Source organism: Campylobacter concisus UNSWCS (assembly GCF_000466685.1).
Lineage (GTDB): Bacteria > Campylobacterota > Campylobacteria > Campylobacterales > Campylobacteraceae > Campylobacter_A > Campylobacter_A concisus_A.
Map to the genome: position 1 here is coordinate 14,402 of NZ_ANNG01000011.1, position 24,331 is coordinate 38,732.

The following is a 24,331-nucleotide window of genomic DNA, read 5'->3' on the forward strand; positions in this document are numbered from 1 at the left end:
GTTTTATGCTAAATCGTTTTTGATAAAATCAAAGTATTTTAAGGAAAAAATATGAATAAATATATTCCTCAAGAACCAAATCAAATTTATGATTTTATAGATAGTACTATTAGCGAAATTATATTGGAGATTGATAAAAAAGACGGAAATGAATCTGTGCAAAACTCAAAAGAGCAGGTAAAAAATATAATTTTAAGTTTTAAACAACAAGTTTTTGATAGTGCAGTAGCAGGGCTAAAGAAAAATAGTGAGTGGAATAAACTGGTTATTGCATTTTATGGAGAAACAAATGCTGGTAAATCGACTTTAATAGAAGCGTTACGTATATATCTTGGGGAGTCTACTAAGTCTAAAGATATATTTAAATTTAATAGTTTAAGACAAAAATTTAATAATATTCCAATAGAAAAAATAATACAAATTAAAGAATATAAGGATAAGCTTGATAACCAAGAATTAGCTATTTTGCTGCAAAACGAGCAAAATGGAAAAACACTAATTAATACACTGGCTAACCACCTGAAATTATTTACAATAAATTTTAAAAGGAAATTCTTAAACACAGAAATATGTGAGATGATAAATTTGGCTGACGGCTCGATAATTGGTGACGGAAGACCTGATTTTACAAGAAAAGCAACTAGTTATGAATTTGACGATTTTATATTAGTTGATTTGCCTGGTATTGAGGGTAGTGAAGAAAAAGTAATAGACGAAATATTAACGTCAGTTAAAAGGGCACATACTATATTTTATGTTACTAGTTCGGTTACTCCTCCACAAAAAGGGGATAACAATAAAAAAGGAACGCTTGAGAAAATAAAAGAACACTTAAATGATCAAAGTGAGGTTTATGTTTTGTTTAATAAGCGTATTAACTCGCATCAACAGCTAAAAGAAAATTTATTAAGTGAAAGCGAGCAAAAATCACTTTTAGTAGTAGACGAAAAAATGCAAGAAATCATTCAAGATAGTTATGTTTCGCACAAAATTGTATCTGCAAAAATAGCGTTTCTTGGTGTAGCTGAGTGCTTGCTTGATGGTTTTAAAGCTGCTCAAGACAGAGCTAAATTTTTAGAAAAATTTGATAAAAATGAGCTTATTAAGCGCTCTAACCTTGATGAATTTGGGTTGTTTTTAAAAAATGAGCTGGCGGATAATGCTCAAAAAAAGATAAAAAGATCAAATTTTTATAAAGCAAATGGTGTACTAAAAAAGCTAATTGATATCTTAAAGGATATTTTATGTAACAATATCTTACCTCTAAAGGAAGAGCTAACTAGAGAATATCAAGATGCTAAAAATAATATAAATACGGCTTTTTTATCACTTAAAAATGATGCCAATATTGCCGTAGACAAAGAAATAGAAAAATTTAGAAGAGAGACTAGAAGTTCTATTTATGATTATATAGATGATGACGTTAGTAATGACGATTTTAAGCAAAAATTAGAAGATATCCTAAATCAAAACGTTCAAAAATTACAAAACAAACTACCTGATGTTGTTAAAAATATTTTTAATGAATTTGAGTCAATGGTGTAGCAAGATTTAAGTAATTTTGCTAGAAAAGCAAATGAAACCATGAATGAGTTACAAAGCGTAAATATTGGCTCATTTAATATAAACATCGATATTAAAAGCGGTGTGGACAAAATGGGATTACTAGGGAGCGCTGTAGGGGCAGGGGGTCTGATAATGACTTTTGCTCTTACAAATGTCTGGAATCCTTGGGGCTGGGCAGCATTTGGAGTTGGCGTAGTTACCGTAATAGTAAGCTTTTTAAAGTCAGTTTGGGGATGGTTTGATAGTGATTACAAAAAATCACAACAAAGGCAAAAAGCTGATGACAATATACACAATGTAGCAAATCGCATAAAAAACAATATCACTCCAAGCCTTGATAAAAATTTAGAGGAAATTAGGGTGGTGCTTGATGAGATAACAGCTAATCTATATTTTTTCGTACAAAGTGTTCAAACTACAGAAGAGCTTTTTATTGAAAATATTGAAAAACTAAAAAATGTATTTAAAAGTATCAAAAATTTAGGAGGAAAAGATGAATAGTACCTTGGCAGAATTTAAAAGTCAACAAGACAAAGCGATGCAAATTTTAACGAGGTTGCAAGAGTTTGTAATGGAAGGCGAGGAATACGGCATAAGCATAGACAAAGGCATAAAAACAAAACTCGCAAATGCGCTGGAAAACGTGCAGGACGGGAAGCTAAAAATAGCACTCGTAGGCGGCTTTAGCGAAGGTAAAACGTCAATAGCTGCCGCTTGGCTTGAAAAGCTAGATAAGGCATCTATGAAAATAAGCCACGAGGAGTCATCTGATGAAGTCAAAATATATAACGTAGATGATGAAATCGAGCTTGTAGATACTCCGGGATTGTTTGGGTTTAAAGAAAAATTTAGTGACGAAGCACATACGATACAAAAATATAAAGATATAACCAAAAAATACGTAAGCGAAGCACATCTAGTACTATACGTGCTAAATCCGGTAAATCCTATAAAACAAAGCCACGAAAGTGACCTAAATTGGCTTTTTAGAGAGTTAAATTTGCTACCTAGGACGATATTTGTACTTAGTAAATTTGATGAAGTGGCCGACATAGAGGATGACACAGCCTATAAAAATGAATTTAATATCAAAAAACAAAATGTAACCGAGCGCTTATGTGAACTAATAAAACTAACGCAAAGCGAAATAAATGGGCTATCTATCGTAGCTGTATCGGCAAATCCATTTGATAATGGCATAGAATACTGGATAAAAAATTTAGCTGAGTTTAAAAAGTTGTCGCATATATCAAATTTGCAAGAAGCTACAAGCACAAAGATAAAAACCAACGGCGGCATAGTAAATATAGTAAATGAAAGCAAAAAAAGTGTGATAGCGGATGTTATAAACAAACAACTTCCAGTAGCAAGAGGAATACAGCATGAAATAGCTAAAAATATAAACTCTCTAAACGATACAAGGGAAAGAATAAGTAAAGAGTTAATGCCGCTCTCAAATAAAATTTCAAAAATAAGGGTTGAACTAAGGGAGTTTATAACTGGATATTTTAGTGACATTATTTTGCAGGCCCAGGGAACTAGCATTGATAGTTTTAATGATTTTTTCCAGCGCGAGATAGGTAGTGAGGGTATAAATATGAATACTCGCATACAAAATGAATTTGACAAGCTTACAAACTCGGTTAATCACGCCATAAGTAGGCTTGAAGTAAATTTTCAGGCTGAAGTGGATAATTTTAACTCTGCCTTGCTTAGTTACGGTAGTCAGGGTGTAAAGTATTTAAAAAGCTCAGGCATTATAAACGCAACCAACGTAAAGATAGCGCGAGATGGCATAGTTAGCGCTGCAAAATTTATAGGTGTCGATTTGTCTAAAATTTTGAAATTTAAACCATGGGATGCAACTAAATTTGCGGCTGGAGCAAATGTATTAATTTCCGTTATTGGTCTTGGAATTGAAATTTGGGATAGTATTCAAAAACAAGAGCGAGAAAGTAAATTTAGGATTGCTATTAGTGATATGGTGGATAGCTTTGAAAAACAGAGAAAAGAGATATTGGATCTAATTAACGGTGACAATTTTGTTGATGTTTTTTTTCCTGACTATATAAAGCTTGTTTTAAATTTAAAAGAGATAGAAAAAGACATAGAGACTATGAAAGAAACACAGGCAAATTTTAAAAAATGGCTTGACGTGGGCGAGACTATTGATGCTGAGTTTGAAGTGATAAAATAAATATCTTTAATTTATATTTGAAAATTTCGTGTCGCTTTAATTTATTTGACACGAAATTTTTATATTACTTAGCAGAATGTCTTTGGATAGTTGTAAAATCTATTTGCTTTTATAATGAGGATTGTTTTATTAATAAAAATAAAATTTTTAAATTTAGTTAGTATAACTTTCAAGTTTTTCGTGGTCGATGATGAGAAATTCGTGCGGTGTGATCTTTCTGATGATGTCATCTTTGATAAGCTCATTAAAGGCTGTTGAGGCGCTTTGGCGCTTGAGACCAACAAAGCTTGAGAGCACCTTTAGAGAAAACGGCAAAAACACGTATCGATAGCCATTTTGTTTCAGATCTTGCTCGTTTGCAAGCTCGATCAAGAAATTTGCTATCCTGCCCTTTGCGTCCTCAAAAAGTATCGACTTTGTGATCTGGCGCTGCACGATGATGGTGTTTAGCGTGGTTATTAGTATCTCGCTCGCAGCTTTTGGATTGTGTAAAATTTTACCTATCTCATCTAGTCTAATAACGTAAATTTGGGCATCTTCAAGCACTTCAAAGGCGCAGTTGTCATCAAGTATGGCGATGTTGTTTTTTTCTAAATGATAAAGGATAAATTCTTCGCCATCTTCAAAAAATGAGAGCTTTGCTGAGCCGGTTTTTAAGATGATGATCTCGATATCTTCGGTGTAGATCGTGCTTGTCTTTGGCAGCTCTTTAAACTCAAATTTCTCCAGCTCATCTTGTGTTAAGATATCTAAAATATGCGTTTGTAAAAGCCCTAAGCGTGATTTTTTCATCTTTCTCCCAAAAAAGTGTAAGGGCTGATTTTACTTTATAAAGCATTTAAATAAGTTGAAATTTCTCTTTTTTGAAGTCAATTTTTTTCAAATTCTTTTAAAAATAGTGATAAATTTAGGGGTTTGGCTGCATAAATTGCAACCAAATTTTAAAAGCCGTGAAGCTCTTTTATCTTCTCATCTATCGGTTTTTTGTGTCCATCTTTTGTCACACTAACATAGGTCGCAGTCGCGCTTGTGACATGTATAGTCTCTCTAAAACCACCGTCATTTAGCCTAAGTGCAGTTACTTCTATCTGCGTTGTTATCGATGTTTTGCCAACTGCGATGATCTTTGCATAGCAGCTTAGCACGTCGCCAACAAAGACTGGTTGTTTAAAGATGATCTCTTTCATCGAAATTGTCACAACTCGCTCAGGCGAAATTTCTCTAGCTGCCTGCGCACCTGCAAGGTCGATCTGGCTCATTATCCAGCCGCCAAAGATATTGCCAGCTGAGTTTGTATCTTTTGGTAGCATCACTTGCTTGATGCGTGGCTCGCCAAAGTCCTTTAAAATGTCCATTTTTTGCCCTTTAGATCTTAAATTTTTGGTAAATTGTAGCAAATTTTAATGGCTTTATGCTAAAATCCTGCAACTTTAAGGGATGAAAAGATGAATGATTTTAAAAGACTAAACGAACTTACAAAAGAGCAAAAATCCAAGCTAAACGCGATTTATAAAAATTTAGATGACAAGATCATAACTGAAGCTGTGAAAATTTGCGCCCTTGATGGCACGCCAAGCCAAAAACTAGCCCTTGCTAGAAGGATCATAGACCTAAAAGTAGACCCACTTCAAAATGAGCTAAAAAAGCTAAATTTAGGCGAGGACGAGCAAAAACGCGTGCTAAATTTGATCTACGGCTACGTTAGAAATTTATATGAAAATTTACACTCCGAGCTTATAAAAAAGGCACGTGATGAGCAAATTTTAGACCCGTTTTTTCAAGCCTTTGTTGAGGCTATGCACGAGCTTGGGCTTAGTCTAAATGCGTGGCAAATTTCATGGCAAGAAAAGATAATAGACACCACAAATAAAGAGTTTGAAGCTAAATTTAAAGATTTAGGCGAGGCAAATGAGTTTATCACTAAAAACGCCTTATTTCAGTGTGATAGTAACGGCGTAAGAGCTGATAGAACTTACGGTGCAGTTTGCAAAGAGGGCGAGAAATTTAGCTTTTTGCCTTACGCGCTTGCCTTTAAAGATGAGGTTATTGAGCTTAAAAAAGTATTTGTAAAAAATCTTGAAATTTTAAGAAATTTAGCTCAAAATGACGAGCAAAAATCCTACGTAAAATACCTTGAAAAGCTGCAAAACGCCTTTTGTGAAGAGGATAACGCAAAGGTTATAAACGCTTGGCAAGAGGCTGAGATAGCGTGGATGGATGTAAAAGGCGCGCTTCAGCCAGGCCACCCGCTAGAGTACTACGAGGATGCCTACACGCACGCAGTCGCACTTGAGTGGGATATCAGGCTGGTCGATAGCGAGGGCATTGACGAGCTTAAATTTAAAGAAAAAGTGGCAAAAACTTACAAAAGCATTTGCGAAAAGATCAAATTTGATAACGCCGAGACAAACAAGGCAGTTAGCGAAAATATCGCTAGAACGCAGCTTTATATAAGCGTGCCGATGATCTATTACGCAGCGGAGCTAAACGGACTTTTTAGCGCTCAGGTCGTGCCAAATGACGAGAGTGTGAGCGCAAAATGTGGCAAGAAAATTTTTGCCTTTGTAAATCACGTCTATGAGGGCGCAAAGGCAAAGCCTTTTATGAAGCTTGGGGCTGAAATTTTTAGCAAGGAATTTTTGGATTTTGGTAGAGAGATTTTATTTTTAAAGCCAAAAATTTGGAAAAAAGTATATGAAATTTCAACGATCGGTCATGAGTTTGGGCACATCCTCTTTATCGGGCTTGATACTGAGATGAGCATGAATAAAAGTGGCGTCTTTAAATTTATCGAAGAGTACAAGGCGACGACTGGTGGGCTGGTAAATTTCTTCTTGCACGAAGAAGCGGAGTATAAAATGGCCGTCTTTCACGAGCTAATAGCCCGTGCGGTTGGGCTTATAGCGTGGCGAAAGGTCGATGAGGTAAGGGCTTATTACTGCGAAGGGCTCATACATCTTAGCCTGCTTTTTAGGGCTGGAGTGCTTAAATTTGACGGCAAACTAAGCGTGGATATGAGCGAGCAAGCCTACGCTAAATTTAAAGAAATTTGCTTACAAAACTACTTCGATCTAGCGCGAACATACGCTAAAAAAGCTGATGCGAGCACGTTTTTGGAGAAATTTTGCCAAAAAGATGAGCTAAGCTATCTGCCAAAAGATGAAGAGTGCAAGAAATTTGTTGAGCATTTCTACGCTAGGTACGAGGCTATCGGCAATGACGTCGATGATAGCGGCGAGTGGCAAAGGTGGCAAAAGCTAGCCCAAGAAGCGGAGAGTGGCCGTGCTTGATAGGATAACAAATTTTCACAACGGCTCATTTTTATTTATATTTGCCCTGATTATTGCTTATTTTTTTGCTATTTATCTGGGTGATCCTTTACTTTTAAGTGGCACTTCTATTGCTGTAGATGCGGCAATAACTATTTTTTTATTTATCGCATTGAAAAGAGCGGGGGTTTTAAATTCGTATTGGATATACGTCCTTCTTGCTCTTGGTTTTTGGGTAGTGGCTGATGTTTTACTGATGTTTTATGATAGATTAAATTTTGTTAGTAAAAATGTCTCTAATAGAACATTTATGCAAATTTTATTTTTAGTTCCGTTCTTGATGTTTTTTACATCTTTTGTTGGACTTTTTACCAGTGGTCTTAAAAAAGTTTCATGGCAACAGTTAATTGCTGATACTTTAGTTATTATTTTTATCGTTTCAAGCTTTCTTTGGTTTTCTATTTTTCATATGAGCTTTAATGTAGCTTTTGATAAAAAATATTTACTAAATCTTGCATATATATCTATAGATACACTTTTGCTTTGTGCAGTTTTTACCACTTTCTTTTTATTGAGATCAAGAAAAAGGCATAGAGGCTTATTTTTGTATCTACTAGCCACTTTGTTTATATGCGGTTGCGATGCATATTATTCAATTAAACCTTATTTTGGTCTTGGTGGTGCAGATATTCATTATGAGAGTTTATTTAAAATCGCATTTTTTATTATATTTTTAGCAAGCCTACATTTGATAGAAAATGAAGCGAATATTAAAATAAGATTATTTAGGCGAGATTTCCAAAGAGTTTTGTTAGAAAAAGTCGCATTTTTGCTTATACTTTGCTGCATCACATTGGGTACTACAAACACCGATCAGATATATTCATCGTGGATTGTATTTTTGCTTATGACCTTACTAATATACTCTGCGATAACTTACAATATATCTTATTCGCAAATGATAAAAAGGCTATCTCTTGAAGAAAAAACTATAATAAAAAAACTAGATAGAGAGATCAAAGATAGTCTAAGAGAGCTTGAAGAGAAAAACGAGCGCTTAAGGCAGCTTAGCGAATTTGACTCACTCACTGGACTTTTAAATAGGCAGTCATTTTTAAGCAAACTATCAGAGATGATAAAGACTAAAGCTCTTGGTGAGAAGATAGATATTTACAGTATCGACATCAACCACTTTAAGGCAATAAACGACTCATACGGCCACTACGTGGGCGATGAGGTGCTTTTAAAACTTTCTAAAAATATCAAAGCGATCTTGCCAGAAGGTGCTATCATCTCAAGGTTTGGCGGTGATGACTTTATGATAGTTTTAAAGCAAAAAAATGAGGGGCATTATAGAGAATTTTTATACTATCTGCTAAACATCTTAGCCGAGCAAATCTCAGTTGGTGACTATAAGATAGCTCTTGGGGCAAAGGTTGGCGTTAGCTCAACGCAAACAAGCGAAATTTTAGCTGATGATCTTATCATGCAAGCCGGAGCCGCACTTGATGCAGCCAAAAGAGATGTCAATACAAAATATGTCTTTTACGATGATATAAAAGAGATCATTCAGGAGAAAAACTACATAGAAATTTTGCTAAATTCTATGAATTTTGATGAGGAATTTAGCCTAAATTTCCAGCCGCAGTATCTGCTAAATGGTAAAAAGATAATAGGCGCTGAGGCTCTTATAAGGTGGAACTCTCCGGTAAAAGGCTTTGTAAGTCCGGCTAAATTTATCCCAGTTGCTGAGCAAAGCTCTATCATAAATACAATAGGAATATGGGTGGCAAAAGAGGCCATAAGGCAGATGAGCTACTGGAACAAAAAGTATGGCATCAGCCTAAAAGTTGGCATCAATATCTCGCCAAAACAGGTTGATAATGTAAATTTTGCATCGGATATCTTTGGCTATGTTGAAGAATTTGGCATGGATCCAAAGTGCGTTGATATCGAGCTTACAGAGGCAAGTCTCGTCAATGCCGAAGAGATCATGCAAACAGTCTTAAAGAAATTTTCAGATAAGGGCATGAGCATCTCTATCGATGACTTTGGCACTGGCTTTTCATCGATGAACTACATCAAAAAGTATCCACTAGATAGGCTAAAGATCGCAAAAGAACTAGTTGATAATATCGCTATAAACGAGATCGATAGAGACGTTGTAAAAAGCGTTATGACTCTAGCTAAAAATATCGAGCTAAAGACGATCGCTGAGGGTGTTGAAGATGAAACTCAGCTTGAAATTTTAAGAGAGCTAGGCTGCGATGAGATACAAGGTTATTTCTGGGGCAAGCCGATGAACGCTAAAGACTTTGAAGAGCTTATAAGAAGCACATTGGACTAATGTAAATTTAAATTTTAGAGTTAGATTTGATTGATATTTAAGTGCCTAAAACTTCTGTCTAAAAAACAGAAGTTTTTCACAGGTTTTTCACGAGGTTAATAACTTTTTAAGAAAATTTTTTATGAATTTGTATGGGTTTTTAGCTCATAACGCTTTTGTAGTCTAAATTTTCAAAAAGCAGTAGCTCTTTTTTGCTCTCTTTTATAAGTGTTTTTACTAGCTCTGAGGTTTCTTCATTTTTTGGCAAGACAAGATGAATTTTTTCATTTATAAAGATGATAAAGATATTTTTAAGCTCGTAAATTTCGCTTACATCTTTTATGTCAAAAATTTCATTTTCTTTTGGCTCATTTTCATAAAATGCCAAATTTTTCTCATTTACTTCAAAGATCATCTCTTTTTTAAAGTCTGAAATTTCTAAGCTTTTTAGCGCCGCTCTTCGTCTATTTTTTAAAAAAATTGGATAAAAAATGATCCAAAAAATAGCAAAAATGGTGCCAATAATAGTAAAAATTTTGGTTTTTAAGAGCATATCAGCGATAAATCCAGCTATAATGGCCTCCGTAAAAATCATAAAAACATTTATAAAATACTGTTTTCTAGCCTTTTTTGAGAAAAATAGATTAAACGCTTGGTAGTCTATTAAATTTTCTCCAGATAAGACGATGTTATGCTTCATAAATAAACCTTAATGAAAAAATTGTAAAATTATAACTAAAAATAGGGTTTGAAACAGAATAAACAATGGAGAGAAACATTTTTTTTACGTCAAATTCGTCACTTATCCTAAGACAAAAACAAATTTTCTATGCCGTTATAGCTCTTTTTATATTTTCTCAGTTTGCCGGCATTTTAAACTATAAAATTTTTGAAAATTTGTTGATATTTTTGGGCTTTGTTTTTGTGGTTCTTGGCATCTACATCTCTATGAACAGATCGAAGCTTAAAGTCATCCACTGGCTTGCTGTATGCTTTGGGGTCTTTCTTTGGACGATTATTGATGCCATTAGAAGCGTCAATGAAGACTTTTTTTTAAGAAGTAAAGAGCAAATTTCTTATCTTGATTTTTTTGATCTGCTCCCTATGTTTTTACTCCTAGCTGCTGTTGGCATATTTTTTATTAATAAGATTAAGGCGCTTCCAAAAAGAAAATGGAAACAGATTTTATCCGATAGTTTTAATGTTTTTTTATTAGTTTGCATTCTTACTTATTGTATGGTTGGGGATATTGGCTATCTCAAAGAATTTATACTTTCAAAAAATATAAACAACATCGTTTTTAGTCTTGCTTTTTTTATAAATTTACTAATTTTATTTATAACGCTTAGTGAAATTTTTACAAGCACTACTTTTGGACTTAAATATAGTGGCTTTTATTTCATTGTGGGAAGCGTGATTTTTACACTACTAAATTTATATGTTTTTTATAATGGTTTTTTATTTAATGACTTTAAAGTTAGATTTCATTCGCTGTATCTTGTTCCTTTTATTATTTTAATGGTTGGAAGTTTTTATCTAAAAGGTAAAAACAAAGATATAAATATGGAAAATGTTGGTGTTGGTTTTGTGTCAAGATTAATACCAATGACTTCAGCTTTTTTACTTTTGATAAAAGGCGACATAGATACCACATCTGACCTATTGGCTTTGGTTACCATTGTTATTGGCGCTATTTTGGGCTATTATTGTAGAGCTTCTAATGAAAGCGATGAAGCATACGATGCTGAAAAGCTTTTGCATGATATTAAAAATAAAGAAAAGCGCAGCAAAATGGTTGAGCTAGAGATCATAAATTTAAGCTTAGAAAATGTATCTGAAAAGGACTATCTCACATCTCTTGATAATAGAGACTCTTTGCTAAATAAGCTAGATGAGATGTGCAAAGCCATAGAAGAAGAACAAGAGATTGTAGTTTATTATATAAATATAAGCCGTTTTAAAAATATAAATACATCCTATGGTCATGGAATCGGCGATAAAATTTTAAAAGCGGTAGCAAAGCGCATACGCGAAGCGTGTAATAGACAAGAATTCATAGCGAGGATAGGTGCTGATGAGTTTATCGTGCTTTCAAATATGGAAGTAAATAGCCACACTAAGCGTATGAAATTTGGCTTGGAGCTACGAGAGACGATAGAAAAGCCTTTACAAGTAGATAAGTATCACTTTTCTCTTAAAAGTATCATAGGAATTTATGTTGTAAATAAAGAAAACATCACCGAACCTAGAGATATCATCAAAAAAGCTGACATGGCGATGTATTATGCCAAGAATAATCCAGCTTTAAATCCTATGGTTTATAATAAAGATATAGATAGGGAAACGTATAGAAATTCAGCTATCGAAATAGCTCTTAAAGGAGCAAATCTGCAAGAGGACTTTGAAATTTACTTTCAACCTATTGTTGATATGGAAAATCAAAAGATATCTTGTGCCGAAGCACTTTTGAGATGGCATTCAAAAGAATTTGGCTTAAAAGAGGCTAGCGAGTTTATGGAGATAGCTAGCTTAAATAGTGACATTTTAAACGAAATTTGCACTCTTGCTGTCCTAAAATCAATAGAACAAGTCGTATCATGGAGACAAAAGGGTATAAAGATACCAAAGATAAGTATAAATGTAGATCAGATACAAAGTACATCTGAAAAATTTGTGAGCGCTTTTATACTTGCTTTAAATTCTCATCATTTAAATCCAAAACAATTTGAACTAGAATTTAGCGAAAGTATATGGCAAAACGATAATGAAACGCTTGATAAAATTTTCTCACTTTTGGAGAAAAATAGCATAGATGTTTGTATAGATGACTTTGGATCTGGATATACGTCATTTGTCTATATCAGAAAGTATAAGATCGACCGCATAAAGATAGCAAATGACTTTGTCGCTCAGTCAGTGATCAACAAAAAAGATATGCAAGTAGTCGCTGCTATCATAAATATAGCAAAATCAATGAAGCTAAAAGTAACAGCAAAAGGCGTGGAAAGCCACGAGATAAAAGAGCTTTTAAAAGAGCTTAATTGTAATGAAATGCAAGGATATTTCTTATCTCGTCCGATGAGTGCGGAGGAGTTTGAGAATTCTTTAAGGCAGAATTCTCACATGGTGGCTGATATTTAAATTTCAGCCTTTATCTCTTCGTTTGATTTTACGACCATGCCTGAGCCATGTATCACGCTTGGGATACAGCTTGTGCAGATATCGACCTCTTCGCCGTTTTTGTGAGCGTGGATGAAAACTGCATTTTTATCATCGCTGCTTTTTAGTCCGCAAACGTTGCAAACTACTAGATCTTTCTCTCTCATCTTTTCTCCTTTGAAATTTTGGGTGATTTTACATCTTGTAAGCTTGCATTAAGATGATTTGGGTCAAGCTTGTCGCTTGAGCATTAATTGTTTTTTGTTATAATCATTTAAAATTTAAAAGGTTTAAAAATGGATGAAAGAACTATTGTTTTAGAGATGTTAAAGATGCAACAAAGCCTAAATGACGAGACAAATGGGCTTGGTTGGGAAAATGGCTATACAAATAAAAATAAACTCATAAGCTGGAGGCGCTGCATATATATGGAGTGCGCTGAGCTCATTGACAGCTTTGCGTGGAAGCACTGGAAGAGCATAGATGCCAAGACTGATGAACAAAATTTACGCATCGAGGTTGTCGATATCTGGCACTTTATAATGAGCCTAGCGCTACAAATTTATAAGGCAAAACAGCTTGGCGATGTTGAAACTTTGGCTGAGGATATCTGCCAAGCAAGCGGTTTTAGCGACTTTTGCAAAGAGCCACTAAGTGTCGAAGACGAGAGCATTTATGAGATCATGAACGACGTTGAGATGCTTATACATGAGTGCAGCGGCTTTGACTATGATATCTTTGATATCTTTAAAATTTATTTCTCAATGTCTTTAAAATGTGGCGTAAATTTATACTCGCTTTATGAGTGCTATATCGCTAAAAACGTGCTAAATCGCTTCCGCCAAAATAACGGCTACAAAGAGGGAAGTTATAAGAAAATTTGGAACGGACGCGAAGATAACGAAGTGATGAGCGAAATTTTATCAAATGGCGTTAGTAAGATAGATGAAATTTACGCCGCACTTGAGCGTGAGTACAAAAAGGTAAAATGATAAATCTTCTTCGCCTTGGCTTTAAAGACTTTTTTACAGCCAAATTTATAATACTATCGATCTTGCCGCTTTGTCTTAGCCTACTTTGCCTAGCTTGGCTTAGCGTCTGGGGAGGTGGCGAGATATTTGACTTTTTAAGCGATGGCTCAAAAAACGAAAATTTCGCTTTTTTAGAGTCAAACTCGACGCTATCTTTTATAGCTATTAAAATTTTAAGCTTTAGCGCTACAAAATGGATAGTTAGCATACTTTTTTACGTCTTAAGCACCTTTTTAACGATCATCATTAGCATCGTGATCGCCTTAATCGTAGCTGGCTTTTTAACGCCAGTCGTGGCCAAAGAGATAAACAAAAGGCACTACAACTACGTGCTTAAAAGCGAGGCTAGCACGACTAGAGTGCTAAAGGTGATGATGGTTGAGATCATGAAATTTCTCGGGATCTTGCTCGTTTGCTTGCCACTTTTGTTTGTGCCAGTTTTAAATTTTTTCATCATCAACGTGCCGTTTTTTTACATCTACTATAAGCTTTTACTAATAGACGTTGGCTCAAACACGCTTGATAGCGATAAATTTGAGCTAGCACTGCTTGAAGGTGGCGGGGTTAAATTTATAGTTTTTACGCTTTTGTTTTACGTTATCTCGCTTGTGCCGCTTGTGGGATTATTTTTTCAGCTTTATTTCGTGATAGTCTTGTCGCACCTCTTTTATCAAAGAGAGGCGCTAGTTAAAATTTAGAGCCAAAAGCTCTAAATTTATGCGTAGTAAGATACTTTTTTGCTCTCATCAAGCAAGGTGTCAAATAGCCTTTTTGTCGCACTTAGTAGATTTTTATTAGCGTCATTTTTAGCTAAAAGTTCGTCAAACATCTTTAGCATATTATCATTTATGAAATTTTTGTGATCCAGATCTTTTGCGTCAGGCAACATCTGCTTGATCTTGTTTGAAAGCTCACTGATGCTTTGGCTGCTACCTGCGATCTTGTCGCCCTCTTTGACATTTTTCATAAACTCATCAACCTGTGGGCGAATTTGCTTCATCGCCTCTTCGATCTCTTTCATATCTTGCTCGTCTATGCCATTGCCTTTATAGGCAAACTCATAGCCGTATTCGTGCGTTAGAGTTAGGCTTCTTTGGCTTGAAGTGCCATTTTTCTGGCTTGAAAACTCCAAACTTTTGTTGTCATACATCGAAAAGCTTATCTCGTCGCCTGAGCTAGTCTTCATCGAAAAGCTCATGTTATTGTAGCTTCCTTGAGAGTAAAAATTTGTTTGCATTTTAAATCCTTTTGAGGCTAAATCGGCAAAATTTTAATTTCATAAAGCAAAATTTTGTAAAATGCGTCAAAAAAGGACGGGCGATGTGTTGTTTTGGGACTAGGATCTTTTTGCTGATGCTTATCACTGTTTTAAGCTTTGTTTTTGCTAGACTTTGGCCTGTTTTGCCAGTCGTTGGCTACTACTTTATACTTGCAAATTTGCTTGCCATTTTAATGTTTTCACTATTTTTTAAAGGGCTTTTGCCAAGCTTCGTAAAGGTAAATGCGATCCACTATTTTTCGCTAATTGGTGGCTTTTTTGGGGTATTTTTAACAATGCTCATTTTTAAAAGGGTTGCAAAAGATAAATTTACTCTAATAGAGCTCATTATTTTTACGCTTTGGGTGCTAATAATCGCCATAGTCATCTTTAAATTTCAAACCATTCTTGGCATTTTTAGGGGAATTTAGATGGATGAGAGGATAGTTAAATTTCTAAAAAAGATGCACCTTGCAAGTGTTTGCGCCATTGATGATGAGGGTCAGCCTTACGCTTTTAGCGCATTTTACGCCTTTGATGAGATAAGTTTTAGCCTTTTACTGGCTAGCTCAAATGAGAGCTCACATATTAAATTTTTAAAAAACTCAAAGCTTGTTGCTGGCACCATCGCTCTTGATACGAAGATCGTTGGCAAGATAGAGGGCGTGCAGTTTCAAGGAGCGATGAGAGAGGCTAGCGAAAGTGAGCGAGAAATTTACTTTAAAAGATTTTTTTATGCAAAAGCGATGGATCCAAAAATTTGGTCTATAAGCCTTGAAAAGGTTAAATTTACGAGCAACACTCTAGGTTTTGGCAAGAAAATTTTTTGGCAAAAATAATAAGATCCAAACAGACCTATAATCCACAAAAGTGAGTGCGCTTTAAGCACTCACTTCACTTACCTAACTTCAAATTTACATCATTTTTTAAGCCTTATTTTACTAATATCACCCCTTTTAAAGGAGAAGACATGAAAAATTTAATAGCCATAGTTGTGGTCATCGCCGCACTTGTTTTTGGCGCTTTCAAATACGCAAATTCATTTGTCGTGCTTGATGAAAACACCAACGAGAAGTGGTCACAGGTGCTAAATCAATACAAAAGAAGAGCCGATCTCGTGCCAAATTTAGTTGAGACCGTAAAAGGCTACGCAGCTCACGAGCAAAAGGTCTTTGAAGACGTGGCAAATGCAAGAAGCAAGAGCATGCAAGTAAGCATCGATGCAAGCAGTCTTAGTGACGAGGCAAAGGTTAAAGAATTTATGGCAGCTCAAGGTCAGCTAGGCTCCGCACTTGGCAGGCTAATGGCAGTTAGCGAGAGCTACCCAGAGCTAAAAGCAAATCAAAATTTCCTCTCACTCCAAAGCCAGCTTGAAGGCACAGAAAACCGCATAAGCGTAGCAAGACGCGACTACATCGAGGCAGTAAAAGAGTATAACGTAGCTCTTAGAAGCTTTCCTGGTAAATTTATAGCTAGCGTCTTTCATCCGGAGATGAAGCCAAAGCAAGGCATCGAAGTTAGCAGCGAAGATATGAAAAATCCAAAAGTTTCGTTTGAGAAGTGATGAAAAAAGCTCTTGCTCTTTTGCTTTTTGCATTTTGCTTTTGTTTTGCTCTAAATTTTAATGAGCAGATCAACGATGAGGCTCATATCTTTTCACAAAACGAAAGAGATGAGCTTTTAAATTTAGTACAAAATTTCGAGCAAAACAGCACCACACAAATCGCCATAGTGACTTTAAATTCGCTTGAAAACAGGAGTATCGAAGAGCTATCGCTAGGGATTGCTAGAGGCTACAAATTAGGTCAAAAAAAAGATAACAACGGCGTGCTTTTGGTGGTTGCTCCAAATGAGAAAAAGGTCCGCATCGAGGTTGGATACGGGCTTGAAGGGGTGCTAACTGATGCCGTAGCAAGCGAGATCATAAATAGTGTGATGATACCTGAGTTTAAAAATGACAAGATGAGCGAAGGCGTGAAAGAGGGCGTTTTAGCGATCATAAAAGTGGCTAGCGGCGAGGAGTTTAGTAGCAAAACTAGCCTTAGCGACTTGCCTTTTGGCGTATTTGCCTTTTTTGCTGGCATGCTCTCTTGTTTTGTTTCTGTGATCTTTGGCAAATTTTTTATGCGAACTGGCTTTAGCACGTGCTTTGCTGGACTTGTATCAACCGCGCTTGAGCAGGGATTTGGCGTGCAAAACTACCTTATCATCTTTGGCGCCTTTGCCTTTATATTTGCGGTATTTTTCTTTATTTTAAAAGACGTTTTTAAGAGAAATAGCCAAGGTGGCTCTTTACCAATGGGCTTTAGACGAGGCGACTCAGACTCAAATGGAGGTGGCGGTCGCTCAAGCGGCAGAGGAGGCGGCTTTAGTGGCGGCGGTGGTGGTTTTGGCGGAGGCGGAGCTAGCGGCAGCTGGTGAAATTTGCTTACTTTAGAAGTAAATTTCACTACTGTTTGCAAATTTTAAAATTTGCTTGAGTTTTAGATCGCATGCGGTGCGAAGCACTAAAGCATGCCACTTCTAACGTCGTAGGAGTTAGGGGATCGTTAAGGGGGAAGAGAGCTCTTTTGCTTCGCTAGCTCGCAACTGCAAGCAGCCGTAATTCAAGTCCCCTTGTCTCCCTTTTGAATAAAAAGTAATTTATAAATTCCATAAATCTTTTTTGCAAATTTTAAAATTCCATTCACCCCTAAGAATTGACTACTAAAATTTGGCTTCGCTAACCGCTTAACTCAAATTTTAGAGCCGAAATTACTCGTTCATGAAATTTTAAAATTTACTTGACACTCATTTGATTTGACGAGGCAAATTTACAAATTTTAAAACTTTACTCACTCGCCTTAGCAGACTACTAAATTTAGGTCTCGTAGCCACTCGCCACTAAAATTAGAGCCGTGATATGCCAGCTCTAATTTTAAAATTTGTCTGACACTTGCCAGATGATAAACTGCATGCAGTGCGAAGCATCATTGCATGCCCCTCTAACGTTGTAGGGGTTAGGGGATTGTTAAGGGGGAAGGGAGCGACTTCGTAATTCAAGCCTCTTCCCCCTTAACAAAGAAGCAAACATTTAAATTTGATTAGATTGCTTTGCAAATTTTAAAATTCCATTCACCCCTAAGAATTGACTACTAAAATTTGGCTTCGCTTACAGCTTAGCTCAAATTTTAGAGCCAAAATTACTCGCTCATAAAATTTTAAATTTGCTTTTTTGGAGTAAAACGCATGCGGTGCTTCGCATAGGTTTTAATCTAAAATTCACTATTTTTCTTTCTAAATTAAGAGATCGTTTTATGGATTTTAGACCCAGCATTTGCATATAAAAGCTAAATTTCTTAAAATATGCCAAAAAATTAGGAGCAAAAATGCTATCAGGCGAGCTACTTAAAAGCCATTTTGCTAAATTTGATCTAGCGGCGATGCTTAGTGAGTTTTTTGAGCAAAGTTGTTTTGATAAAGAAAAATTTCAAGCACTTAGGCGAGATGGTTTTAAAAGCTTAGATAAGAGCCAAAGAGAGGAGCTTCTTAAAATAGCAGGTTTTAAGGCGCATATTGACGCGAAATTTCAGGGCTTTTTGCGTGAGCTGATGCAAAGCAAGATCCTCGTTGTAAGCGGCGTGGAGTATAAATTTAGCGAGCTTGAAATTTACACCTGCTTTGATGCTAACACCTACAAAAGATCGTGCGAGGCGGGCGAAATTTACTTTCACAACTTTGGTTTTGACATCTCTTTTAAGAGCGAGCCAGCGCTTTATGGCGGCATTTTGGTTAGGAGTTTAAAGCCCTTAAATGAGCGAAATTTCATCTTTGGACCAAGAAAATGCGCCCTTTGCATTTTAAATGCAAAAGTTAAAAATTTAAATTTTGATCTAAAAGAGGCTGATTTTAGAGATGATGAGGCCATTTTTACGCCAAGGATTAGATCGTTTAAAGATGAGAGCGAGCTTCAAAATGACGCTTTAAGGGCGGTTAGCGGCGAGTTTAGAGGGGCGCTTGAAAGTGCAAAAGAGTATAAAAAAAGAGTTGAAAATGCCTATAAAAAGGGATGAAATTTATCTTTTTATCGGCTTTGAGGCTGAGAAATTTAGCCCCAAGCGTTTGGCTAGCTCGGGGCTTTGGTGATATTATTTTATGACGGCTAGTTTGCCTGTGCCTGCGTTTTGATTTACCTCTTTTTGGACGTTTGAAGCTTCGAGGAGCTCAAATTTATATGGAGGCTCAAATGGCGGCTTGGTTAACTTTTCGCAAACGCTGCCTTTTTTAGAAAGGTCTATGTTACCGCTTTCAAAAATGGTGCCTTTGTTGCATTTGTAGCTTATCTTGACGCCATTTGTAAAGTAGTTGTTTTGAGCGTATATTAGCGAGCCAAAGCGCACGCCAATGGCGTATTTTTGGTCATAAAAGCCATCTTTTGAGTCGTAAAAGTTGTTATAGACGTGCACCTTTGCATTGCGTGCCATAGGTAGGCGTTGCGCGCAGTTGTCAAAAATGTTATGAGCGACCGTTATCGTCCTAGTTTCGCTGCTGCCGTCTGAGTCTCTTGAGCCTATTAGCATCGTTTTGTCGTGGTTTTCAAAGATGTTGTGCGAGATCGTGATAGCAGCACTATCCCCCTTGATGTCGCATAGTCCGTCATAAGTTTGCCATTTAGTAAGCTCTCCGCCTGCTAAATGCACATGGCTAAGATCCACAGTGTCCTTAAAATGGCAGTGATCTACCCAGATGTTTTTACTTGAATCTATACTAACGCCGTCATATTGCGCGTTAAAGCCATCATTTTTTGTACATCTGGAAATGGATCAAAAGCATCTTCGATCAGCATGTTGCGGATCGCGATATTTTGGACATTTTTTAGCAAAAATGAGCCACCTTTTATGCCTGAGTTTTCGCCTAAGCCGATTATCGTGGTATTGCTAGCTACCGGCACTACGATGAGTTTTTTCCATTCGTTGGCTAAATTTTTGCGAAGCGCTGCTAGCTTTGGATCTTGCGAACCATCTAAATTTGCATGGCATGAAGCGCCGTAAGCCTGCATAAATTTGGTATAAGAGCTAAACTCGCCACCACTAATCTCACTTATAAATTTATCCAGCCCATCGCTATTGCCATTTTGCGGGATCTTGCCTTCGCTAAGGTCTATGAGCCCATCCACATAGATGACGTAACCACCCATTTGAGCGTATTTTACAAGCTCTTGTCTATCTTTTACGACGACTTCTTTACTCTCTTTGCCGGTGTATCCGCCAAAATTTTGCTCTGCTCCAATGCTAGCGTAACCAAAGGGCGAGTCGCTTGCTTTTATCTCGCCTGCTTGAGCTAGAGCACCAAATGCAAATAACGCGCCAGCGGCGAGAAACAATATCTTTTTAAACATCTTTAGCCTCCTAAATTTGGCTTTTTAATTTTGATCTTCTATTAGAAAATCACAGCCAAATTATATATTGACTTGTTAAATCTAGCGTAAGGCTTTTATAATTTTTTAGTAGAATCAAAATTTATGCGAAAAATATCTCGCTTTTTAGACGAAGCAAACATAGATAGGCACTTAGCACGCTTTGCTCTCTTACGTAGTTGCGCTCCCCTTTTAAAAGTAGCCTCTCAACCTCGATGTTGCCGTTTCTATCGCCAGCTGCGACATATACCGTGCCAACTGGCTTGCTAGCTGTGCCACCACCTGGTCCTGCTATACCGCTAATAGCAAGCGCGAAGTCCGCATTTGTCGTGCTTAGCGTACCTTTTATCATCGCTTTTACGCAAGGCTCGCTCACGGCTCCGTAAGTATCTAAAATCTCATCCTCAACGCCTAGCCACTCGTGTTTTATGTGGTTTGCATAAGTCACCAATGAGCTATCAAAGCTAGCCGAGATGCCGCCATATCTTGCAAATTTAGCCGCTGCAAGCCCAGCCGTGCAAGACTCAGCAAATGAAATTTTAAGCCCTTTTTGTATGAGCTTTTTTGCTATAAATTTGATCACATCTTTTTGCGGGATAAATTTTTGCGAAAATAGCGTTTTTACGCCTTGTAAAAAGCTCTCGATCTGGCCAAATTTATTGCTTTTTGCCCTTACTAGTATCAAATTTGGCAGGATCTGCGCAAGGGTTATATCGACCTCGTAAGTTTTAGCAAGTGGTAGCATAAGGATCTTCGCGCTATCTGCGTCGATGTCTATTAGATGAAAGTAGCTAAAATCAGGCTCGTACTCGACTAAAAACTCGCCTAGCTCTTCATTTGGATTAGCTTTTATGAGATTTATCTGAGCGTTATTTAGGCTGGCTAAAAAGCTATTTTTAGAGTAGTCTAAGCTATCTTTAAGTGCAAGCGTCGTGCTGTCTTTTAGCTCGAGCGAGCCCCCAGTTAGCGTCGCTACGATCTTTGCAGCGATGGCAAAATTTTCATCTGAGCCAAAAATGCTTACAAAGTCGTAATCTTTTGATAAATTTTCGATGATAAAAGGTAGCTCTTTGCTATTTTTTGGAGCAAAACTGACCACTCCAAGCTCGCCAAAATGATCCTCGTAACTTTGAAAAATGTAGTTTAGAAATTCTCTATTTATCTCAAGATCTTCGCCTATTATCAAGATACTTTGTCTCATTTTTAAGCTCCTTTTTTTGCCTCATTATACTATTTTTCAGTGTGATTTAACCAGCACAGGTGTAAAATTAGCAAATTTTAAAATCAAGGTAAAAAATGGACTACAAAGAGACACTTTTACTCCCAGAGACAAATTTCCCGATGCGCGGAAATCTCCCACAAAATGAACCACAAAGACTAAAATCATGGTACGAAGAGCGCAAGGTTTATGAAAAAATGAAGAAAAATCGCCAAAATGCGGTTAAAAACTTTAACATCCACGACGGCCCTCCGTATGCAAACGGCCACCTTCACATCGGTCACGCGTTAAATAAAATTTTAAAAGATATCATCACAAAAACGCACTATTTTTACGGCGAAAACGTCCGCTACGTGCCAGGCTGGGACTGCCACGGCTTGCCGATCGAGCAGCAAGTCGAAGTAAAGCTTGGCGATAAGAAAAAAGATCTTAGCAAGGTCGAGATCAGAGAGCTTTGCAGGCAGCATGCGAGAGAATTTATAGACATTCAGCGAAATGAATTTAAAAGCCTTGGCATCATCGGCGACTTTGAAAATCCATACATGACGATGAAATTTGAGTTTGAGGCTGACATCTACAAAGCACTTTGCGAGATCGCTAAAAAAGGCCTTTTGATTGAAAGAAGCAAGCCAGTTTATTGGAGCTGGGCAGCTAGATCGGCGTTAGCTGAAGCTGAGGTCGAGTACGAGGAGAAAGAGGACTACTCTATTTACGTGGCATTTGAGCTTGATGGCGACGCGCTAGAAAAGCTTGGCGTAAAAGAGGCAAGCGCTGTCATCTGGACGACCACGCCTTGGACACTTCCAGCAAATCAAGCTATAAGCCTAAATCCAGATGAAATTTATGTGCTAACGGCTGAAAATTTGATCTTTGCAAAGCCACTACTTGAAAGCGTTGTGCAGAGTGGTCTAAGCAAGGGCGAGATCAAAAAAGAATTTAAATCAAGCCTGCTTGAAAACACTCACGCGATAAATCCACTAAACGGCAGAAAGTCTAAATTTTTACTAGGCGATCACGTCATGATGGATGGGGGTACTGGACTTGTTCATACAGCTCCAGGACACGGCGAAGACGACTACTACGTCTGTTTGAAATACGGCTTTAGCGAAATTTTGATGCCAGTTGATGATGGTGGCTGCTACGATGAGAGTATAAAACATCACGGACTATTTAGAAGTGACGTGGTAGATGAGTTTGTCGGTATGCACATCTTTAAAGCAAATGAGAAAATTTTAGAGCTACTTGGCAAAAGCTTGCTTAGCGTCTCTAAATTTAGACACTCTTATCCATTTTGCTGGAGAACGCACAAGCCCGTTATTTATAGAGCTACAAAGCAGTGGTTTATAGCTATGGACGAGGCAAAACTAGGTGGAAAAACGCTTAGACAAACAGCGCTAAAAGAGCTTGAAAAGGTTAAATTTTATCCAAGCGTTGGCATAAAAAGAATAGGCTCTATGATAGAAAATCGCCCAGACTGGTGTATCTCTCGTCAGCGTGACTGGGGCGTGCCGATCGCATTTTTCAGAGACAAAGCGACAAAAGAAGTTATATTTGATAGTGAAATTTTAGACCACATCGTGGCTATCTTTAAAGAAAAAGGCGCTGATGCGTGGTGGGCGCTAAGTATAGACGAGCTTTTACCAAAGGGCTCAAAATACAAGGCTGAAAATTTAGAAAAAGTGATGGACATCCTTGATGTTTGGTTTGATAGCGGCTCGACGTGGCATGCGGTCTTGCAAAGCGACAACTACGACGCTGGCAAATACCCTGCAAGCATGTATCTTGAGGGTTCAGATCAGCACCGCGGCTGGTTTCAAAGCTCGCTTCTAGTAAGCACAGCTATAAATTCTCACGCACCTTACGAGAGCATCCTAACTCACGGCTTTACTGTCGATGCCAAGGGCGAGAAGATGAGCAAAAGTAAGGGCAACGTCATCGCTCCACAAGACGTGGCTAAGACTCACGGCGTGGAAATTTTACGCCTTTGGGTTGGCATGAGTGATTACTCAAGTGACCTAAAAATAAGCGAAGATATATTAAAGCAAATAAGCGAGCAATACCGCAAAATCCGCAACACGATACGCTTTTTACTAGCAAACGTAAATGATCTTGAGAGCTTAAATACAGAATTTAACATCCTTGATAAGTGGATATTAGCACGCGCTAAAAAGGTCTTTGACGAGGCGAGCGCTTGCTTTAGAAATTATGACTTTTCAAAGGGCTTTAACATCCTTTTAAATTTCTTATCAGCCGATCTTAGTGGCGTCTATCTTGACGTTTGCAAAGATAGACTTTACTGCGACGCAAAAGACGCTCCAAGAAGAAGATCAGCTCAAAGCGCAATGGCGATCATCACAAAGGCGCTTTTGCCACTCATCGCTCCAACGCTTACTTACACCGTCGATGAGGTGATGGACTACGCTCCAAATATCATCAAAGGCGAGGCAAAAGACGCGTTTGATCTAGTCTATGAGCCTATCAAATTTGATCTTAGCTTTGAAGATGAGCTGCTTTTTGCTAGCAGGGAGAAATTTAACGAGATCGTGGATGTTCTTAAGAAGGACAAAAAGATAAAATCAACTCTAGAGCTAAGCCTAGAGACAACTAGCCACAACATCACAAGCTACGACGAGCGCGAAGTGGCCGATCTTTACATGGTAAGCTCGGTTAGAGCTTATGATGACAGCGAGCCACTAGCCGAGTTTGAGCTAGAGGGTGATAAATTTAAGATCATAGCAAGCAACCTTCACAAATGCCCAAGATGCTGGAAATTTAACGCTAGCAAAGAAGACGCGTTATGCCCAAGATGTGAAGAGGTCATAAGTGCTAAGTGAGCCAGTAAGCGCAACTATCATAATAGCAACGATCGCTGCGGTGGTCGTTGTTAGCTTGTTTGGCATATTTTTGGTTA

22 protein-coding genes are annotated in these 24,331 nt (G+C 37.3%); 14 read left to right on the forward strand and 8 right to left on the reverse strand.

Features of this window, described 5'->3' with window-relative positions:
• The first annotated feature begins 51 nt into the window (after positions 1-51).
• Genes UNSWCS_RS04030 through UNSWCS_RS04040 form a run of 3 tightly spaced genes read left to right on the forward strand, consistent with a single transcriptional unit; the run spans position 52 to position 3,763 of the window.
• Positions 52-1,545 carry a GTPase gene (locus UNSWCS_RS04030; RefSeq protein ID WP_021087437.1) on the forward strand — a complete coding sequence of 498 codons (1,494 nt, stop codon included), beginning with the start codon at positions 52-54 and terminating at the stop codon, positions 1,543-1,545.
• A gap of 39 nt (positions 1,546-1,584) precedes the next feature.
• Complete coding sequence (locus tag UNSWCS_RS04035) at positions 1,585-2,067, forward strand: hypothetical protein (protein ID WP_035143466.1); 483 nt, start codon at positions 1,585-1,587, stop codon at positions 2,065-2,067.
• Entirely contained in the window at positions 2,060-3,763 is a 1,704-nt protein-coding gene (locus tag UNSWCS_RS04040; protein WP_035143469.1) for a LeoA/HP0731 family dynamin-like GTPase, read from the forward strand. Before UNSWCS_RS04035 ends, UNSWCS_RS04040 begins: the two co-directional genes overlap by 8 nt.
• Positions 3,764-3,916: 153 nt before the next feature.
• Here the strand turns inward: UNSWCS_RS04040 and UNSWCS_RS04045 are convergent, their stop codons facing one another.
• Together UNSWCS_RS04045 and UNSWCS_RS04050 are read right to left on the reverse strand one after the other, a co-directional pair.
• The gene (locus tag UNSWCS_RS04045) at positions 3,917-4,555 is read right to left on the reverse strand and encodes a Crp/Fnr family transcriptional regulator (RefSeq protein ID WP_021087451.1); all 639 of its coding nucleotides are present in this window, start codon (positions 4,553-4,555) and stop codon (positions 3,917-3,919) included.
• A 149-nt stretch (positions 4,556-4,704) separates the two neighbouring features.
• Complete coding sequence (locus UNSWCS_RS04050; protein WP_009295346.1) at positions 4,705-5,118, reverse strand: acyl-CoA thioesterase; 414 nt, start codon at positions 5,116-5,118, stop codon at positions 4,705-4,707.
• Positions 5,119-5,208: 90 nt separating this feature from the next.
• Between UNSWCS_RS04050 and ciaB the strand changes: the two genes are divergently transcribed.
• The gene (gene ciaB / locus UNSWCS_RS04055; RefSeq protein WP_021087460.1) at positions 5,209-7,053 is read left to right on the forward strand and encodes an invasion protein CiaB; all 1,845 of its coding nucleotides are present in this window, start codon (positions 5,209-5,211) and stop codon (positions 7,051-7,053) included.
• Between the two features lie 937 nt (positions 7,054-7,990).
• The gene (locus UNSWCS_RS12460; protein ID WP_235044382.1) at positions 7,991-9,379 is read left to right on the forward strand and encodes a putative bifunctional diguanylate cyclase/phosphodiesterase; all 1,389 of its coding nucleotides are present in this window, start codon (positions 7,991-7,993) and stop codon (positions 9,377-9,379) included.
• A 139-nt stretch (positions 9,380-9,518) separates the two neighbouring features.
• Here the strand turns inward: UNSWCS_RS12460 and UNSWCS_RS04065 are convergent, their stop codons facing one another.
• Positions 9,519-10,058: a hypothetical protein gene (locus tag UNSWCS_RS04065; RefSeq protein ID WP_021087499.1), complete on the reverse strand. Its 540-nt coding sequence runs from the start codon at positions 10,056-10,058 to the stop codon at positions 9,519-9,521.
• A gap of 65 nt (positions 10,059-10,123) precedes the next feature.
• Here UNSWCS_RS04065 and UNSWCS_RS04070 point away from each other — a divergent pair, with 65 nt between their 5' ends.
• Entirely contained in the window at positions 10,124-12,499 is a 2,376-nt protein-coding gene (locus tag UNSWCS_RS04070) for a putative bifunctional diguanylate cyclase/phosphodiesterase (RefSeq protein WP_021087435.1), read from the forward strand.
• Here UNSWCS_RS04070 and UNSWCS_RS04075 read toward each other — a convergent pair.
• Positions 12,496-12,684, reverse strand: coding sequence for a hypothetical protein (locus UNSWCS_RS04075; RefSeq protein ID WP_002940779.1), 189 nt, complete (start codon positions 12,682-12,684; stop codon positions 12,496-12,498). The two genes, UNSWCS_RS04070 and UNSWCS_RS04075, sit on opposite strands and share 4 nt — an antisense overlap.
• A 129-nt stretch (positions 12,685-12,813) precedes the next feature.
• On the opposite strand from UNSWCS_RS04075, the gene UNSWCS_RS04080 reads away from it, so the two are divergent.
• The gene (locus tag UNSWCS_RS04080; protein ID WP_021087434.1) at positions 12,814-13,509 is read left to right on the forward strand and encodes a dUTP diphosphatase; all 696 of its coding nucleotides are present in this window, start codon (positions 12,814-12,816) and stop codon (positions 13,507-13,509) included.
• Entirely contained in the window at positions 13,506-14,246 is a 741-nt protein-coding gene (locus UNSWCS_RS04085) for an EI24 domain-containing protein (RefSeq protein WP_021087444.1), read from the forward strand. The genes UNSWCS_RS04080 and UNSWCS_RS04085 overlap by 4 nt, the downstream gene beginning before the upstream one ends.
• Before the next feature lie 17 nt (positions 14,247-14,263).
• Here the strand turns inward: UNSWCS_RS04085 and UNSWCS_RS04090 are convergent, their stop codons facing one another.
• On the reverse strand, positions 14,264-14,785 hold the full coding sequence (locus UNSWCS_RS04090; RefSeq protein ID WP_021087487.1) for a hypothetical protein: 522 nt from the start codon (positions 14,783-14,785) through the stop codon (positions 14,264-14,266).
• A gap of 83 nt (positions 14,786-14,868) precedes the next feature.
• Here UNSWCS_RS04090 and UNSWCS_RS04095 point away from each other — a divergent pair, with 83 nt between their 5' ends.
• The 5 genes from UNSWCS_RS04095 (at position 14,869) to UNSWCS_RS04115 (ending at position 18,858) form a co-directional block, all read left to right on the forward strand.
• Positions 14,869-15,237, forward strand: coding sequence for a hypothetical protein (locus tag UNSWCS_RS04095; RefSeq protein WP_035143471.1), 369 nt, complete (start codon positions 14,869-14,871; stop codon positions 15,235-15,237).
• Complete coding sequence (locus tag UNSWCS_RS04100) at positions 15,238-15,645, forward strand: hypothetical protein (RefSeq protein ID WP_021087443.1); 408 nt, start codon at positions 15,238-15,240, stop codon at positions 15,643-15,645.
• A gap of 131 nt (positions 15,646-15,776) precedes the next feature.
• Positions 15,777-16,370 carry a LemA family protein gene (locus UNSWCS_RS04105; protein WP_021087473.1) on the forward strand — a complete coding sequence of 198 codons (594 nt, stop codon included), beginning with the start codon at positions 15,777-15,779 and terminating at the stop codon, positions 16,368-16,370.
• Positions 16,370-17,227 carry a TPM domain-containing protein gene (locus UNSWCS_RS04110; RefSeq protein WP_021087498.1) on the forward strand — a complete coding sequence of 286 codons (858 nt, stop codon included), beginning with the start codon at positions 16,370-16,372 and terminating at the stop codon, positions 17,225-17,227. The genes UNSWCS_RS04105 and UNSWCS_RS04110 overlap by 1 nt, the downstream gene beginning before the upstream one ends.
• A 947-nt stretch (positions 17,228-18,174) precedes the next feature.
• A complete protein-coding gene (locus tag UNSWCS_RS04115) occupies positions 18,175-18,858 on the forward strand; it encodes a hypothetical protein (RefSeq protein ID WP_021087482.1) in 684 nt (227 codons plus the stop codon).
• Positions 18,859-18,933: 75 nt separating this feature from the next.
• On the opposite strand, the gene UNSWCS_RS12465 is transcribed toward UNSWCS_RS04115, so the two are convergent.
• The 3 genes from UNSWCS_RS12465 to UNSWCS_RS04125 form a co-directional block, all read right to left on the reverse strand.
• Positions 18,934-19,605, reverse strand: a complete 672-nt coding sequence (locus tag UNSWCS_RS12465; protein WP_320973603.1) for a polysaccharide lyase family 1 protein — start codon at positions 19,603-19,605, stop codon at positions 18,934-18,936.
• Positions 19,548-20,183 (reverse strand): pectate lyase family 1,PelI, encoded by a 636-nt coding sequence (locus UNSWCS_RS12470; RefSeq protein ID WP_021087475.1) that lies wholly within the window; start codon positions 20,181-20,183, stop codon positions 19,548-19,550. The genes UNSWCS_RS12465 and UNSWCS_RS12470 overlap by 58 nt, the downstream gene beginning before the upstream one ends.
• 121 nt (positions 20,184-20,304) lie before the next feature.
• A complete protein-coding gene (locus UNSWCS_RS04125) occupies positions 20,305-21,402 on the reverse strand; it encodes a CinA family protein (RefSeq protein ID WP_021087502.1) in 1,098 nt (365 codons plus the stop codon).
• Positions 21,403-21,497: 95 nt separating this feature from the next.
• Here UNSWCS_RS04125 and ileS point away from each other — a divergent pair, with 95 nt between their 5' ends.
• Complete coding sequence (ileS, locus tag UNSWCS_RS04130; RefSeq protein WP_021087441.1) at positions 21,498-24,254, forward strand: isoleucine--tRNA ligase; 2,757 nt, start codon at positions 21,498-21,500, stop codon at positions 24,252-24,254.
• Positions 24,255-24,331: the final 77 nt, after the last annotated feature.

Excerpts from the sequence above, each read along its gene's own strand:
- UNSWCS_RS04105 (WP_021087473.1), top strand. The coding sequence starts at position 15,777 with ATGAAAAATTTAATAGCCATAGTTGTGGTCATCGCCGCACTTGTTTTT.
- UNSWCS_RS04100 (WP_021087443.1), top strand. The coding sequence starts at position 15,238 with ATGGATGAGAGGATAGTTAAATTTCTAAAAAAGATGCACCTTGCAAGT.
- UNSWCS_RS04035 (WP_035143466.1), top strand. The coding sequence starts at position 1,585 with ATGAATGAGTTACAAAGCGTAAATATTGGCTCATTTAATATAAACATC.
- UNSWCS_RS04045 (WP_021087451.1), bottom strand. The coding sequence starts at position 4,555 with ATGAAAAAATCACGCTTAGGGCTTTTACAAACGCATATTTTAGATATC.
- UNSWCS_RS04080 (WP_021087434.1), top strand. The coding sequence starts at position 12,814 with ATGGATGAAAGAACTATTGTTTTAGAGATGTTAAAGATGCAACAAAGC.
- UNSWCS_RS04090 (WP_021087487.1), bottom strand. The coding sequence starts at position 14,785 with ATGCAAACAAATTTTTACTCTCAAGGAAGCTACAATAACATGAGCTTT.
- UNSWCS_RS12470 (WP_021087475.1), bottom strand. The coding sequence starts at position 20,183 with ATGTTTAAAAAGATATTGTTTCTCGCCGCTGGCGCGTTATTTGCATTT.
- UNSWCS_RS04115 (WP_021087482.1), top strand. The coding sequence starts at position 18,175 with ATGCTATCAGGCGAGCTACTTAAAAGCCATTTTGCTAAATTTGATCTA.
- UNSWCS_RS04065 (WP_021087499.1), bottom strand. The coding sequence starts at position 10,058 with ATGAAGCATAACATCGTCTTATCTGGAGAAAATTTAATAGACTACCAA.
- UNSWCS_RS04095 (WP_035143471.1), top strand. The coding sequence starts at position 14,869 with ATGTGTTGTTTTGGGACTAGGATCTTTTTGCTGATGCTTATCACTGTT.
- UNSWCS_RS04040 (WP_035143469.1), top strand. The coding sequence starts at position 2,060 with ATGAATAGTACCTTGGCAGAATTTAAAAGTCAACAAGACAAAGCGATG.
- UNSWCS_RS04125 (WP_021087502.1), bottom strand. The coding sequence starts at position 21,402 with ATGAGACAAAGTATCTTGATAATAGGCGAAGATCTTGAGATAAATAGA.
- UNSWCS_RS04050 (WP_009295346.1), bottom strand. The coding sequence starts at position 5,118 with ATGGACATTTTAAAGGACTTTGGCGAGCCACGCATCAAGCAAGTGATG.
- ciaB (WP_021087460.1), top strand. The coding sequence starts at position 5,209 with ATGAATGATTTTAAAAGACTAAACGAACTTACAAAAGAGCAAAAATCC.
- UNSWCS_RS12460 (WP_235044382.1), top strand. The coding sequence starts at position 7,991 with ATGATAAAAAGGCTATCTCTTGAAGAAAAAACTATAATAAAAAAACTA.
- UNSWCS_RS04075 (WP_002940779.1), bottom strand. The coding sequence starts at position 12,684 with ATGAGAGAGAAAGATCTAGTAGTTTGCAACGTTTGCGGACTAAAAAGC.
- ileS (WP_021087441.1), top strand. The coding sequence starts at position 21,498 with ATGGACTACAAAGAGACACTTTTACTCCCAGAGACAAATTTCCCGATG.
- UNSWCS_RS04070 (WP_021087435.1), top strand. The coding sequence starts at position 10,124 with ATGGAGAGAAACATTTTTTTTACGTCAAATTCGTCACTTATCCTAAGA.
- UNSWCS_RS04110 (WP_021087498.1), top strand. The coding sequence starts at position 16,370 with ATGAAAAAAGCTCTTGCTCTTTTGCTTTTTGCATTTTGCTTTTGTTTT.
- UNSWCS_RS04085 (WP_021087444.1), top strand. The coding sequence starts at position 13,506 with ATGATAAATCTTCTTCGCCTTGGCTTTAAAGACTTTTTTACAGCCAAA.
- UNSWCS_RS04030 (WP_021087437.1), top strand. The coding sequence starts at position 52 with ATGAATAAATATATTCCTCAAGAACCAAATCAAATTTATGATTTTATA.